Annotated in this window: 16 protein-coding genes; 1 reads left to right on the forward strand and 15 read right to left on the reverse strand. The window is 63.6% G+C overall.

The genetic code is table 11. The features are described from left to right. Positions 1-130: 130 nt before the first annotated feature. The 3 genes from U0025_RS01455 to U0025_RS01465 form a co-directional block, all read right to left on the reverse strand. Positions 131-319, reverse strand: a complete 189-nt coding sequence (locus tag U0025_RS01455; protein WP_004210739.1) for a YezD family protein — start codon at positions 317-319, stop codon at positions 131-133. Between the two features lie 110 nt (positions 320-429). Then, the gene (locus U0025_RS01460; protein ID WP_004210740.1) at positions 430-1098 is read right to left on the reverse strand and encodes an RBBP9/YdeN family alpha/beta hydrolase; all 669 of its coding nucleotides are present in this window, start codon (positions 1096-1098) and stop codon (positions 430-432) included. A 174-nt stretch (positions 1099-1272) separates the two neighbouring features. Next, complete coding sequence (locus U0025_RS01465; RefSeq protein ID WP_004210742.1) at positions 1273-1638, reverse strand: PRC-barrel domain-containing protein; 366 nt, start codon at positions 1636-1638, stop codon at positions 1273-1275. 86 nt (positions 1639-1724) lie between these two features. Here U0025_RS01465 and U0025_RS01470 point away from each other — a divergent pair, with 86 nt between their 5' ends. Continuing rightward, positions 1725-2156 (forward strand): OsmC family protein, encoded by a 432-nt coding sequence (locus U0025_RS01470; protein ID WP_004210744.1) that lies wholly within the window; start codon positions 1725-1727, stop codon positions 2154-2156. Here the strand turns inward: U0025_RS01470 and U0025_RS01475 are convergent. From U0025_RS01475 to U0025_RS01530, 12 genes are all read right to left on the reverse strand, one after another. Next, entirely contained in the window at positions 2153-3058 is a 906-nt protein-coding gene (locus tag U0025_RS01475; protein WP_004210745.1) for a DMT family transporter, read from the reverse strand. The genes U0025_RS01470 and U0025_RS01475 overlap by 4 nt on opposite strands. A gap of 53 nt (positions 3059-3111) precedes the next feature. Next, complete coding sequence (locus U0025_RS01480) at positions 3112-3918, reverse strand: class I SAM-dependent methyltransferase (protein ID WP_004210747.1); 807 nt, start codon at positions 3916-3918, stop codon at positions 3112-3114. Between the two features lie 87 nt (positions 3919-4005). Further along, positions 4006-4731, reverse strand: coding sequence for an anti-sigma factor family protein (locus tag U0025_RS01485; RefSeq protein WP_004210748.1), 726 nt, complete (start codon positions 4729-4731; stop codon positions 4006-4008). After that, positions 4724-5251, reverse strand: a complete 528-nt coding sequence (locus tag U0025_RS01490) for a sigma-70 family RNA polymerase sigma factor (RefSeq protein ID WP_037492041.1) — start codon at positions 5249-5251, stop codon at positions 4724-4726. The genes U0025_RS01485 and U0025_RS01490 overlap by 8 nt, the downstream gene beginning before the upstream one ends. Positions 5252-5256: 5 nt before the next feature. Beyond that, positions 5257-6480 carry a glycosyltransferase family 4 protein gene (locus U0025_RS01495; RefSeq protein ID WP_004210756.1) on the reverse strand — a complete coding sequence of 408 codons (1224 nt, stop codon included), beginning with the start codon at positions 6478-6480 and terminating at the stop codon, positions 5257-5259. 46 nt (positions 6481-6526) lie between these two features. Beyond that, complete coding sequence (locus U0025_RS01500; RefSeq protein WP_254792310.1) at positions 6527-7252, reverse strand: hypothetical protein; 726 nt, start codon at positions 7250-7252, stop codon at positions 6527-6529. Positions 7253-7331: 79 nt separating this feature from the next. After that, on the reverse strand, positions 7332-8864 hold the full coding sequence (locus tag U0025_RS01505) for a CpaF family protein (protein WP_004210759.1): 1533 nt from the start codon (positions 8862-8864) through the stop codon (positions 7332-7334). A 99-nt stretch (positions 8865-8963) separates the two neighbouring features. Further along, the gene (locus U0025_RS01510; protein ID WP_004210761.1) at positions 8964-9542 is read right to left on the reverse strand and encodes a hypothetical protein; all 579 of its coding nucleotides are present in this window, start codon (positions 9540-9542) and stop codon (positions 8964-8966) included. Next, a complete protein-coding gene (locus U0025_RS01515) occupies positions 9539-11524 on the reverse strand; it encodes a hypothetical protein (protein ID WP_254792309.1) in 1986 nt (661 codons plus the stop codon). The genes U0025_RS01510 and U0025_RS01515 overlap by 4 nt, the downstream gene beginning before the upstream one ends. 276 nt (positions 11525-11800) lie before the next feature. Next, positions 11801-12055, reverse strand: coding sequence for an ATP synthase F1 subunit epsilon (locus U0025_RS01520; RefSeq protein WP_004210764.1), 255 nt, complete (start codon positions 12053-12055; stop codon positions 11801-11803). Between the two features lie 54 nt (positions 12056-12109). Further along, positions 12110-13555, reverse strand: a complete 1446-nt coding sequence (gene atpD / locus U0025_RS01525) for a F0F1 ATP synthase subunit beta (RefSeq protein ID WP_004210765.1) — start codon at positions 13553-13555, stop codon at positions 12110-12112. Between the two features lie 24 nt (positions 13556-13579). Further along, on the reverse strand, positions 13580-14464 hold the full coding sequence (locus U0025_RS01530) for a F0F1 ATP synthase subunit gamma (RefSeq protein WP_004210766.1): 885 nt from the start codon (positions 14462-14464) through the stop codon (positions 13580-13582). Position 14465 lies beyond the last annotated feature (1 nt).

Below are 14465 nucleotides of genomic sequence, written 5' to 3' on the forward strand. Positions count from 1 at the left end.
ATCGCGGCGTTTCCGGTGGTCCGGTCAAAGCCGTGCTGGGGTCGTTTCTGGTGATGCGGCGTCCCCAGTGCCGCATCGGCATGCCATCCCCGACATGCCCTGATCTATGCGCTTGCCCTTCCTTGATCGGTCAGGCGGTCAGGCGCGTCTTTTCGGTGACGTCGATCTGCACGACGCGGGCGTCGTGGACGGTCAATGTGATGGAGCCGAAGCGCAGCCCTTCCAGCACGTCGCGCACCTTGTCGATGCTGGCGATGATGTCGGGGCGCTGGCCTTCGGCGCGGCTGTGGCGAAGTTCGATGGTTCTATGTTCGGTCATGTTCATCCCTCTGGCCGCGTTTTAACTCAACTGCATTAGTAGACAAAAAAGCAAATATAAGGGGCGCGCAAGATTCTCTTGTCGCGCCCCGGCGATGTCTGGGGCCGATATCAGCTGGTCATGCGCAGCCCGTCGGACGGGCGATCGAGGCGCGCCATCGGCATGGCCGGGCGCATCTGGCGCACGGCGGACGCCTGTTCCTGCGCATTGTCGATCAGCCGTTCCAGCAGCGCCTGGCCAAAGCCCCAGGCGCCCAGCCCCGAATCCGCGTTGATATGGCCGCTATGGCCGGCATCGACGAACTGACTGCCCCAATTCTTGCCGATGCTGTGGGCGCGTTCGAAGAAGATATAGGGGTCGTTCCGACTTGCGACTAGGATCGACGGGAAGGGCAGGGGCGTGCGCGGTGTCGGGCCGAATCCGCCGATCGTCTCGGGCGTTTCCATCCGGTCGCAATCGGGCGGCGCCACCAGCAGCGCGCCGGTCACCGGCCAGCCATAGGCCTGGCTTTGCAGGGCGCCCCACCAGGCGACGGCCAGGCAGCCCAGGCTGTGCGCCGCCAGGATGACCGGCCCATCGGCCTGACGAATGGCAGCGTCGAGCCGCGTGGCCCAGGCATTGCGATTGGGGCTGGCCCAGCTGCCCAGGTCGACGCGCTGGCAATCGCCGCGTCCGCTGTCCCACAATGTCTGCCAATGATCCGGGCCGCTGTTGTTGAGGCCGGGGATGGTCAGCACGACCGGCTGGCGCGCGTCACCCGAATGTCCGAATCGCTCCATTATCCTTATCCTCGTCCTATATTCTGAGCCTCCCAAAATAATACTATTCATCTGGTAGACAATGGGCGAGCGCCGAAATGTGTCAGAATCTGGGCAACCTGAATGGCAGATAAACGGGCGCGTCGACCCCATGGCCGCGCGCCCGCATCAAGCCCCTGAACGGGCAGGGAAAAGCTACCAGGGGTAGATCAGCCCATAATATTGGTAGACGTTGCGGCCATAGGCATCGTCGAAGGCCGGCCGGTCCTCGTCCAGATAGTGGGGCGCCTGTTCCAGCACCTCCTTGGCCAGTTCGATCACATAGCCGCCCTTGTCCATATCATAGGCCAGCATCGACCAGGGCAGGGGATAATGTTCATTGCCCATGCCCAGGAAACCGCCGAAGGACAGCAGCGCATAGCGCACATGGCCGCTGCGCTTGTCGACCATGAAATGGGATATCTTGCCAAGCCTGTCGCCCTGGCGGTTGTAGACGGCGGTGCCCTCGACCCGGTCGGACGCGATCAGGTCATGGCGATGCGCGCTCATCATCTCGGCCATTGTCACTCTCCTGCAAAAACATTCTATTCTGATGCAACCATGGGGAACCGCTGGGGTTCCTCCGCTTCACAGCAAGGAGCATCGGCATGAAGATCAATCGCAGCGGTTCGGCGGCCTGGAGCGGCGGCCTGAAGGACGGCAAGGGCACGATCTCGACCCAGAGCGGCGCGCTCGACGCCTATCCCTATGGCTTCGCCACCCGGTTCGAGGGCATGCCGGGCAGCAATCCGGAAGAACTGATCGCGGCGGCCCATGCCTCCTGCTTCACCATGGCATTGTCGCTGATCCTGGGCGAAGCCGGACTGACGGCGGAAAAGATGGAAACGAGCGCGGTCGTCACGCTGGAGCAGCAGGAGGGCGGCTTTGCCATCACCGCGAGCAAGCTGACGCTGAAGGCGAAGATCCCCGGCGCCGACGATGGGACTTTCCAGGAACTGGCGGCGAAGGCGAAGGCCGGATGCCCGGTATCGAAACTGCTGAAGGCCGATATCAGCCTGGACGCGGAACTGCTGGCCTAGGCCGTCGCGATACGCCTGGCGTGGCGATGTTCACGCCAGGCGATATAGAGGCCGCTGGCGATGATCAGTGCGGCGCCGACCCAGGTGGTCCACATCGGCCAGTCGCCCCAGATTGCCCAGCCCAGCAGGGTGGTCCACAGGATCGAGCTATAATCCATCGGCAGCACCACCGACACCGGTGCCCAGCGCAGCGCGGCGGTCAGGCAGAGTTGCGCGATGCCGCCGAACAGGCCGATCATCAGCAACAGCCCCCAGGTCTGCGCGTCATGCGCCTGACCATAGAAGAGCATGCCGATGCCGAGCGGCGGCACCGATAGCGCGGTGAACCAGAAGACGACGACCCCCGCGCTCTCGGTGCGGCCCAGTTCCCGCAGCACGAGGCTGACGCTGGCCGTCACCAGCGCGGCGGTGATGGCGACGGCGACGCCCATCGGCGGAAAATGGCCGCCTTCGGGCCGGACCATGATGAGGACGCCCAGAAAGCCGATCAGGACCGCAGCCCAGCGATGGATGCCGGTGGGTTCGCGCAGGATCAGCGCCGACAGGATCGTGCCGAAGATCGGCATGGTGAAGCCGATCGTCGTCGCCTCGGCCGGCGGCAACAGGATGTAGGACAGAAAATTGAGCGCCATGCCGGTGAGGCCGATGACCATGCGGGTCGCATGGACACTGATACGCCGGGTGCGGATGGCGCCGATGCCGCTGCTCATCGCCAGCCAGGCGAAGACCACGGGCAGGGCAAGCGCCTGGCGATAGAAGAGGGTTTCGACCAGATGGACGCCATGGACGTCGGCGACCCGGCCGGTCACGAACATCACCGCCAGGCAGATGACCGCGACCAGGCGCAGGCCGATGGCAAAGAGCGGGCGATGCGGGCGGGACGGGGCGGCGACGCTGGACACGCCGCTTCCTTAACCCGGTTACGCGATGGCGCAACCGGGCTGGGTCGGGTTTCTTACTTGAGCGGCTTGCGGAATTTCAGCGTCATGCGGTCGCTTTCGCCGATCGCAACATATTTCGCCCTGTCAACTTCGCCGTTACGCAGCGTGGGCGGCAGGGTCCAGACGCCCTTTTCCCAGTCGGCCGTGTCCTTGGGATTGGCGTTCACTTCCGATGCGCCGACATATTCGAAGCCCGCGCCTTCCGCGATGCGGCGGATGGTCGAGACCTTGAGATAGCCGCTGCTCTTTTCCAGCACCGTGTCGCGATCTTCGGGCAGGCGATGGTCGACGATGCCCAGCGTGCCGCCGGGCTTGAGCATGGCGAAAAAGGCCTTGAAGGTCGCATCCTCGCTGCCGCCCATGACCATGTTGTGGACATTGCGGAAGGTCAGCACGGTGTCGACGCTGTTGGCCGGGATGCTGGCGGCTTCCTCGGGATAGGCGACCAGCTTGACCTTGTCATAGGCCTGCGGCTTTTCGGCCAGGAACTTCTTGTAGCCGTCAAGATAGCGGCCGGTCGGCTGGAGCGCGTAGAAGCTGCCCTTGTCGCGCAGCAGCGGCGCCAGGATCTCCGTGTACCAGCCGCCGCTCGGCGCCCATTCCACCACCGTCTGGGTCGGGGTCACGCCAAAGAAGGCGAGTGTTTCCTGCGGATGGCGATATTTGTCGCGGGCGACATTGGCCGGGGTGCGGCTGGACGCGCCGATGGCGGCTGCCACCGGATCGGCGCCATGGCCGGCATGCTGGGCGACGGCCGCGCCCAGCGGCAGGAGGGCAAGGGCAGCGGCAAGCGCGATCGATCGGCGGGGAAAAGCGGACATGGGCAACCTCTCAACGGATCTGGAGCGCAGGGTGTGCCGTGCCCGCATCCCACTGGCAAGGAAATCCAGTGCTTATGGACCGGCCGGTCAGGACCAGCTGCCCGCGATCGACTCCGCCGTGGCGTCGATCGCGGCCGGTTCATCCTCGCCGGTCAGCGCATAGGACATGTCGCCGCGCCGCCAATAGGCCACCGACTGGGCGCCCTCGCGCACCGAATCCGGCCGCTCTGGGGCGTCGGTGCGCCGGTGCATGGCATAGATGGACAGGTCGCGCCCTTCGGGCGTGCGCAGCGCGATCAGCAGCGCGGGTGTGCGTTCACCGGGGAAGAGCTGGACATCGGTCACGCGCCAGTCGGCGGGCAGGCCGGGAATGTCGATATGGGTGCTGGCCAATATCTCGCGCGGGTCGAAGCTGGGCGATTCGATCTGCCCCTGCATCCGGGCGCGGATCATGGCGACGCGGTGCGAGGTGGCGGCATCGACGACATAGGCGGGCGGCCCGTCGCGCACCATGAGAAGGGCAACGAAGCTTGCCGCCAGCAGGGCGAGGCTGCCGCCGGCGCCGATCGCAAAGCGACGATGGCGCGCAGCCGGCGGGTGGAGCGCGCTCACCTGTGCCGCCATGGCTTCGGGCAGGGGCGCGCGGTCCTGCGCCAACAGGCGCAGCCCGGTGCGGGCGCTGAGGTCGCCCATCACCTGCGCGGCGAGGTCGGGCCGGCGCGACAGGCGGGTTTCCACCGCAAAGCGTCGGCCGGGATCGAGCTGGCCGTCGACATAGGCCATCAGTTCGATCTCCGAAGGATCCTCACTCATCCTGTCCTCCCACGATGCGCAGCCGATCGCGCGGCTGCCTGTCCCTGTCCTGTCGCAATGTCGCCCGCGCACGGGCAAGGCGCGACATTACCGTGCCGACCGCTATGCCCAGAAGGTCGGCGCTTTCCTGATAGCTCAGCCCTTCGACCACGGTCAGGTGCATGACGGCGCGTTGATGGTCGGGCAGGTCGGCAAAGGCGCGGGCGACCTGCATCAGGTCGGCGCGCACCTCCTGGTCGGGATCGGCATGATCGACCTGGATCTGGGCAAAGGCCAGATTGCGGCGTGTTTCCGCCGCCTCGCGCCGCTTCGCCGAGATGAAGACATTGTGGACGATGGCCAGCAGCCAGCGGCGGCGGCTGCGATCGGGTTGGAACTGGTCGCGCCGTTCGATCGCGCGCATCACGGCGTCCTGCACCACATCGTCAGCGGCGACATGGTCGCGCGACAGGGCGCGGGCATAGCGGCGCATGGCGCGCAGGTCCGCCTCCATTTCCATGTCCGTCCGCTTGCCCGTCATCCACATCATTCCATTGGGGCGCCCGCCAGTTCGCGATAGACGCGCGCCACCGAATCCAGGACATGGTCCCAGCGATAGTCGCCTGCTGTCGCCTCCGCCGCGCGGCCGAGCCGCCGCCTTAGGCCGGTGTCGCGGACGAGGGAAGCCAGGCCGCGGGCATAGGCGCCAACGTCGCCCGGCGGGACCAGCAGTCCGTTGACGCCATTATCGATCAGCGCGGACGCGCTGGGGACGTCGGCCGACAGGACGGCAAGGCCGCTGGCCATCGCCTCCAGATTGACGTTGCCGAACGCTTCCGTGACGCTGGGATTGACCAAGATGTCGGCGCTGGCGACCAGTGCGCCGATACGTGCCCCTTCGACATGGCCGGCAAAGCTGGCATTGGGCAAATGGCGGGCGAGGGCATCGCGCGCCGGGCCATCGCCCAGGATCAGGGGGCGCAGCGACAGGCCGTTGGCGCGCGCCGCGATGATGGCGTCGGCAAAGATATCGAGCCCCTTTTCCCGGACCAGCCGGCCGAAGAAGAGCGGCACGACATCGTCGGGCGCATAGCCAAGCTGGGCGCGCAGGCTTTCATCTCGCATCGCCGGATGAAAGACGGATCGATCGACGCCGCGGCTCCAGAGGGCAATGCGCTCGGCACCATGGATTGCGGCGAGGCCCGCGGCGATCGGCGGGGTCGGGGCGAGGATGCGGTCGCAATCGCCATAGAAGCGATCGAGATAGGCCTCGACCTGCCGCCGCAGGAAGCCGAGGCGGTAATAAGCAAGATAGGTCTCGAACCGGGTGTGCAGGCTGGCGACGGTCGGAACGGCGTTGCGCCGCGCCCAGTTCAGCGCCTGCCGGCCGAGCAGGTCGGGCGCGGACAGATGCACGATGTCAGGCTGGAACGCCTCCAGATCGGCGCGGGCGGCACGGGGCAGGCCGATCGCGAGCCGATATTCCGGACGACCGGGAATGCAGAGCGAGCGCACCGATCGGACATCGCCGGCCGAGGCGAAGGCCGGCGTCGGCGCGGTCGGCGAATAGATGCGCACCTCTGCCTTATGTTGGTCCAGCATATGCCGGACCAGGCGGTTGAGCGCTCGGTTCGCGCCATCGCGCACGCAATCATAATTGCCCGAAAACAGCGCGATCTTCAGCGGCCGGGATGATGTCGGCGCCGTGGCGACCGGCAGGGCGGCATGAATATGGGCGCGAAGGGAAGAGAGCGGGGAATGCAGCGTCATGCCCCGCTTACGCTTGTCGGATCGCGCCTATTCCATCGATGGGCAATTAAAATTGACGAATGATGCGCAGGCCGGCGGTGGGGCGGAAGATATCGCCGCGTGGCCGTTCCGCGCCAAGGCCCGCCTGCATGGCGAAATTGCCGCCCAGTTGCTGGTGCAATTGCGGCATCAGCAGCAGGCCGCCCTCGCTGCCGCCCTGATAATTGATCTCCAGCCCCAATACCTGCCCTTCGCGGCTGTCGTAGAAGGCTGAGTGGTTGAGGATCACGCCGTTGCGGCCATGGCCGCCCGACAGCTTTACGTCGGCAAGCCCTGCCATCGTCACGCTGCTCCAGCGGCTATTGTAGCGATGGGCCACCATATAGGCGAAACTGCTGCGATATTGTTTGGCGCGGCGGTCATAGATGCCGAGATATTGGACGCCATGGCCGGTGCGCCCGCCGCCTGTGGTGCCGAAACTTGCCTGCAGACCCAATTTCAGTTCAGCAAGCCGGCCGTTGACGAAGGGCAATTCGCCCTCGATCGCGAAGCCGTCGGCAAAGGCATATTCGATTTCCGGCGCCCAATGGACGGCGTCGTCATCGCCCGACAGCGGAACGGTCGCCAGGGTATTGACCTCCAGTTCGCCGCGCTTGGCGCCCAGCGGCCGCATCATGTCGAAGATCATCGGTTCGGGCACGTCGGGATAGGCGTCTGACGCCAGCGCGGCATCGCCCAGAAAGGCGCTCGCCATGGCGGCAAGGCCATGGCGCGAAAGGGATCGAACGGACAAGAAAGGCTGCTCCCGCGATGAGGATGTGACGATTCACATCCCCGTCTACGCGGGAGCGGACGCCTTTATTCCCTGAGGGTCAGAGACAGGCTTCGAGGAAGGGCTGGTCGAAGCCGAACATGCGGGCCTTGTCGAGCGTATAGGGGCGCAGGCCCATCGAGCGATATTCGCCGATGATCTTACCGCTGTCATCCTCGTCATGATATTCGAACTTGAACAGTTCCTGGGTGACGATGACGTCGCCTTCCATGCCGATCACTTCGGTCACGTTGGTGACGCGGCGCGAACCGTCGCGCAGGCGCTTCACCTGGACGATCAGGTCGACCGAGTCGGCGATCTGCTTGGAAATGGCTTCCTTCGGGATCTTGATGTCGCCCATCAGGATCATGTTTTCCATACGGCCCAGGCATTCGCGCGGGCTGTTGCTGTGGAGCGTACACATGGAGCCGTCATGGCCGGTGTTCATCGCGGCGAGCAGGTCGAAACACTCCGCGCCACGAATTTCGCCCAGGATGATGCGATCAGGACGCATACGCAGGGCGTTCTTGACGAGATCGCCGATGGTGATCGCGCCCTGGCCTTCCAGGTTGGGCGGGCGGGTTTCGAGCGGCAGCCAGTGCGGCTGCTGCAGGCGCAGTTCGGCCGCGTCCTCGATGGTCAGCACGCGCTCGCCCGGATCGATCATCTTCGACAGCGCGTTGAGCATCGTCGTCTTGCCCGAACCGGTACCGCCCGAAATGACGATGTTGAAACGGCAGGCACCGGCGATCTTGAGTGCGGTCGCCATCTTCTGGTTCATCGCGCCCCATTGGGCGAGCATGTCGATGGTGATCGGCTTGGCCGAGAATTTACGGATCGAGATGGCCGTGCCCTTGAGGCTGAGCGGCGGCACGATCACGTTGACACGCGAACCGTCGGGCAGGCGGGCGTCGGCCAGCGGCGTGGTCTGGTCGACGCGGCGGCCGACCTTGTTCACGATGCGCTGGGCGATCTGGAACAGATGCTCTTCATCGCGGAACTTGATCGGCGCGATCTGGAGCTTGCCCTTCTTTTCGACATAGGTCTGCTCCGGGCCGTTGACCATGATATCGCTGATGTCCGGGTCGGCCAGCAATTCCTCGAGCGGGCCGAGGCCCAGAAGCTCGTCGACCAGCACCTTTTCCAGCGCGAACTGCTCGCGCCGGTTGAGCGTCAGCTTCAGCTCGGCCAGCACTTCCATGATGATCGGCCGGAATTCCTCCGCCAGTTCATCCTTGGTGAGGGTCGCGGCCGCTTCGGGATCGACGCGTTCGAGCAGGCGGGGAAGCACCTGTTCCTTGATCTTGTGAACCGACGCCTCGAACCCTTGCGGACCGGCATCGGCGACATGTTCGGCATTGGCGCGTTCCGACAGGCGCGACATGGCGTCCGCATTGCGCTGCATCTGGCTGGTCGGGGCCGACAGCGGATCGAGCGGAATTTCGCCGGGCAGGGCGGCCAGATCGAGCGGCGGGAACTGCTCGCCGCCGCGCGGGGCCTCCTCGCGCGCTGCGCCGCCGCTGTGCATCGGTCGGGCGACGCCGAAACCCGGCTTGATGCCGGCAGGTCCATTTTTCCGTCCAAATGCGCTCATAACTCTCCGCCGGAATTCTGCGATCGGGCCAGCCACCCCAAAATGGGCCGATTCACCATGGCTGGAGAAGGTGAATAAGCTGGAAACTTTGACAAATGGCTAATGGGCGTTTGAGGGTGGTGGAGGCGTAACGAACCGCGGGTCTGCGCCAAACCAGCCGCCGATCAGGCGTCCGCTGTCAAGGAGCCTGGAGCCCTGCGGTGTGAGTTCGATCCTGCCGTCGTTGCGCTGAACGATATTGCCGGACAAGGTCTGTTCCCGCACTCGCCGATCGATCTGGCGCAGATCACCAAGATACTCGCGTATGAAAACCTGTTCCAGCATCGGTGGGGTCAGTTGACCGTTCTGACGTTCGATCCGGGCAAGCAGGAACATGGTGATGGATCGGTCAAAGGTGACCGGGAAAACGATGAGGAAGCTGATATTGAAGGCGAGCGAGAGGGCTACCGCGCCGATTGCCGTCGACAGATCCAAGGAACGCAACCATCGCCCCGCCCAGCCGATTAACAGCGCTAAAAGCAGCGCGCTTATGAAGGCAATAAACACACCGCGATAGAAAAGCAGTGAAATGCTTGCCAGCAATGGCGAGGCGATGAGCGCGAGATAGAGAAGAAAGCCTGCGACCAGCGCACCGACATAGGCCAAAATCAGGTTTCGAATAGGTCGAATATTGGTCATCGGGCAATGTCTTTCGTGGCGATCAAGCAGGCAAGAGGCTCGCGATGTATGCAGCGTAGGCCGGGCGGCGGCCCCTTATGCGCACTCCAGACGGGATCGACTGCGGCAATCATCAGATAATCGACCCCGGAAGCTTCGGCGCGGCGACGTATCTCCGCCTGCGGCAGGGCGCGGCTGAAAATGGGCGCGATTGTCGCGATGCGTAGGCTGACATCATCCATCGAAGCGCCAAAAAGATTGGCCTCCTTATCTGCCACACCCGTTGGCTGGCGCCCGTAAAGGCCAAAATTGAAGGACCGTTGAAACAGGGCAGGATTGTGCTGGATCACGGCATTCGCCGGCAGATGGCGCGCCGCCCATTCATAAATGCGCCGCTGATCCAGATTGTCGCTGCGCAGACGGAACAACTCGTGTGACGGACTGGTCGGGGCATAGGGCGGCCGGATCAGGCGAACGCCTGCGATATCCCACAGGACGGCCGCAATGCCGAGTGCGAGGAGGAGCTTGAAGGTGAAAGGTCGATCTGCGATCGGTCTGGGTTGGTCGTGCAGCGAAGCTGTCGTCCAGATTATGGCGGCCAGTTGTGCGAACCAGATCGACCGCCAGCCGAGGTCATTGTTGATGATCGTGGACTTGAGGAAGCTGGCAATGAGTAGCGAAACCATTGCACTGGCGAGCAAGAGGATCTGGACCGGTTGACGGGGCCATTCTTTGCGAGTGTGCCAATACAGGATCGAGCCCCAGGCGAAAATGCCGAACTCCATGGCGTAATTCAATGGCAGTGCCAGCAGGTGCAATAATGCCCAGCTTCCCTCTCTCGGCAAGATGAAGGTGAAGGGGCGAATGGTGAGCGCGATTGGCAGGGCATTGTCGTGCCGAGCGACGATCAGGTCATGTATCTGGTAGATGGCGGCGAGCAACGCGGCTATGCCGGCAATGAGGATCGTGATGTCACCCTTCCTGAGGCTGATCAGCCCCCAGCCGGCCAGAACCGGCGCGATGGTCAGCATGATCCACACGGACGATCCGAAACAGGTCGCTATACCCAGCCCAGCCAAAACAGCGATCATGTATCGGCCAATTTTAGGAAGTTGCCTAGCCTGTACCAGCAGCAGCATGGATATCCAGGCTGCAATAAGTGCTACAATGTGATGCGGTACCCAGACGATCGAATGCAGGACGAAGGTAACTTCGGTGCTCCACCAGTCACTGCGCGATTCCAGATTGCCGCTCCACAGATAGCGATAGCCCATCCACAGCAGGTCGGTGCCCGATACAAAGCAGAAGAGCAGGGTCAGCCGCATGAAGCGTCGTCCGCGTTCGGCCGTGATCAGCCCCGCCTCTGATGAGATTTGCCAGAGCAACGCGGGAACCGCGATGCCTGTCCAGAAAGCTGCGGCGGCAAAGGCCATACGCGCGCTGACGAACGGTTCACCGGCCCAGTGGATGGCGGCAGGAAGAAGGTAGAAATAATAATAATAGCCCGCGAAACCTGGCCGAGCGAAGAAGGGGTCGGCAAAAGGCACACCCTGATGGGCTATGGCACTGGTTACCGCTGCATGTTTGACCAGATCGAATTCCAGCAGCGACTGATTGAGCATGCCATCGGATGTCACATAGTCGGCAAATTGAATGACTATGAGGATGAACCAGAGCAGGACCATGGGGACCGCGAGGCGCCACCCTTGTCGTTGCGGGCGCAGAATGTCCGGACGTCTGAGCGCAAGGATGGCCAGCCCGGCATGAAGCGGCAGCATCATGCCGATGCCACCTGCTCGGACCAGCAGAGCGTCGACGGCCGGCAATAATGTCAGCGCCAGCGACAGTGACCAGCCGAGCCGAGGCCATCCGCGGCCAAAATCCGGTCCACAGCGCTCTACAAGTGTTGCCAGACCCGCGCCGGGTAGAAGCAGCCAGAGCGCCCCAAGTCCAACACCTGCGAGCAGACTCGCCAGATCTGATAGAAAGGGCGATGCGGTCATGAAGGTGAGCGTTTGGTTAGGGCAATGGCGCGTGCATCGCACCGGTTGGGCCGACAAGGATTCATTGGGCTGTCCGTAGCGGTTGGTCGCTTCACGGGGCCTAGGCAATCATAGTAAAAAAGCCCTTAAACACGGCGTGGGTCGCGTTGGCCGTCTTATCGGGCTACCAGCCATGCCACGAAAAAAAAGCGGCGCTGTACGCGCCGCTTTCGTATCGCCATCATCGTGGCGAGAGATTTGATGGGGTTCGCGCTGCGAACCAAAGATGGATCGAGCTCAGCCCGCCTTTTCGGCGAGAACCGTCAGGCCCTTTTCATTGACCTCAGCAAAACCGCCCTCGACCGGGATGATTTCCGGTGCGGCGCCAGCCGATGCGAAGATCTGGATCGCGCCGTCGCGCACGGTCGACATGAAGGGCGCGTGGCCCTCCAGCACGCCGAAGTCGCCATCGGTGCCGGGAACGACGACCTGATAGACCTCTTCCGAGCGGACGAGCTTTTCAGGGGTCACGAGTTCGAAATGCAGTGCCATTTTTATGTCCTATGCCCCCTCCCCAAGGCGGGGAGGGGTATATGGGGTTAGAGCTTAGGCTGCTTCTGCAGCCAGCTTCTTCGCCTTTTCGATGGCTTCGTCGATGCCGCCGACCATGTAGAAGGCGTTTTCGGGCAGATGGTCATATTCACCATCGACCACGGCCTTGAACGACTTCACCGTGTCTTCGATCTGGACGAACTTGCCCGAGATGCCGGTGAAGACTTCGGCGACGTGGAACGGCTGCGACAGGAACTTCTGGATCTTGCGCGCGCGGGCGACGGTGATCTTGTCCTCTTCCGACAGCTCATCCATGCCCAGGATCGCGATGATGTCCTGCAGCGACTTGTACTTCTGCAGGATCGACTGGACGGCACGGGCGGTGTCGTAATGTTCCTGGCCGACGACGCGGGGTTCCAGAACGCGGCTGGTCGAGTCCAGCGGATCGACCGCCGGATAGATGCCCAGTTCCGAAATGGCGCGGTTGAGAACGGTGGTGGCGTCAAGATGCGCGAACGAGGTCGCCGGCGCCGGGTCGGTCAAGTCGTCCGCGGGGACGTAGACGGCCTGCACCGAGGTGATCGAGCCCTTGTTGGTCGAGGTGATGCGTTCCTGCAGCTGGCCCATGTCGGTCGCCAGGGTCGGCTGGTAGCCCACGGCCGAAGGAATACGGCCGAGCAGAGCCGACACTTCCGCGCCCGCCTGGGTGAAGCGGAAGATGTTGTCGACGAAGAACAGCACGTCCTGGTTCTCGACATCGCGGAAATATTCGGCGATCGTCAGGCCCGACAGGGCGACGCGGGCACGGGCGCCCGGCGGTTCGTTCATCTGGCCATAAACCAGGGCCACCTTCGAACCTTCGCTGATCGCGTTGCCGTCGGCATCCTTGGCGATGACGTTGGCGTCGAGGAATTCATGGTACAGATCGTTACCTTCACGGGTGCGTTCGCCCACGCCCGCGAAGACCGAGGTGCCGCCATGGCCCTTGGCGATGTTGTTGATCAGTTCCTGGATGAGAACGGTCTTGCCCACGCCGGCGCCGCCGAACAGGCCGATCTTGCCGCCCTTGGCATAGGGGGCGAGAAGGTCGATGACCTTGATGCCGGTGACCAGGATCGACGCGTCGGTCGACTGGTCGACGAACTCGGGTGCCTTGGCATGGATCGGCGAACGCAGTTCGGTGGCGACCGGGCCGCGCTCATCGATCGGCTCGCCGACGACGTTCAGGATGCGGCCCAGGGTGGCCGGGCCGACCGGAACCGAGATCTGCGCGCCGGTGTCGGTGACTTCCTGGCCGCGGGTCAGACCGTCGGTCGAGTCCATCGCGATGGTGCGGACGGTGTTCTCACCCAGATGCTGGGCGACTTCCAGCACCAGGCGCTGGCCGTTGTTGCTGGTTTCCAGCGCCGAAAGGATCGCCGGAAGCGCATCGGGGAAGGTCACGTCGACGACGGCGCCGATGACCTGCGAGATGCGGCCTACATTGTTGGTGGTTGCCATGACTATGTCCTTGCCTGCTTGTCCTTAGAGGGCTTCGGCGCCCGAGATGATTTCGACGAGTTCGGTGGTGATCGCGGCCTGGCGGCTGCGGTTATACTGGATCGTCAGCTTGTTGATGAGGTCGCCGGCATTGCGGGTCGCATTGTCCATCGCGGTCATCGACGCACCCTGTTCGGACGCGTTGTTTTCCAGCAGCGCCTTGAAGAGCTGCACCGTGACGTTGCGCGGCAGCAGGTCGTCGAGGATCGCTTCCTCGCTCGGCTCATATTCCACCGTCGCGGCGATCGCATTGCGGTCGGCGTCGGCGGGGATCTTCACCGGGATGATCTGCTGTTCGGTCGGGATCTGCGCGAGCGCCGACTTGAAGCGCGAATAGAAGAGATGGGCGACGTCGAACTTGCCGTCGAGGAACATCTGGCTGAGTTCCTGCGCCACCGCCTGGGCCTGGGCAAAGCCCGGCTCCTTGGCGCCGGTGGTGTCGTAATTGGCGACGATCTTGCCCGGATAGGTGCGGTTGATCACCGGTCGGCCCTTGCGGCCGATCAGGTAGAACAGCACCTTCTTGCCATCCAGCTCCAGCGCGCGGGCCTTGGCCAGCGCGGCCTTCACGATATTGGCGTTGAACGCGCCGGCAAGACCGCGATCGCTATTGGCGACGACCAGCAGATGGACTTCGTCCTTGCCGGTGCCGGCGAGCAGCGGCGAAGCGCCTTCGCCCGAGCCGCCGGCGATCTTGGTCGCCAGGCTTGCAACGACCGCTTCCAGTCGCTCGCTATAGGGGCGGGCAGCTTCGGCAGCGGCCTGCGCCTTGCGCAGCTTGGCCGCGGCGACCATCTGCTTCGCCTTGGTGATCTTCTGGGTCGACTTTACCGACCCGATGCGCAGCTTCAGTTCCTTGAGGCTAGCCATA

Origin of the sequence: Sphingobium yanoikuyae (assembly GCF_034424525.1) — a bacterium.
Classification (GTDB): domain Bacteria; phylum Pseudomonadota; class Alphaproteobacteria; order Sphingomonadales; family Sphingomonadaceae; genus Sphingobium; species Sphingobium yanoikuyae.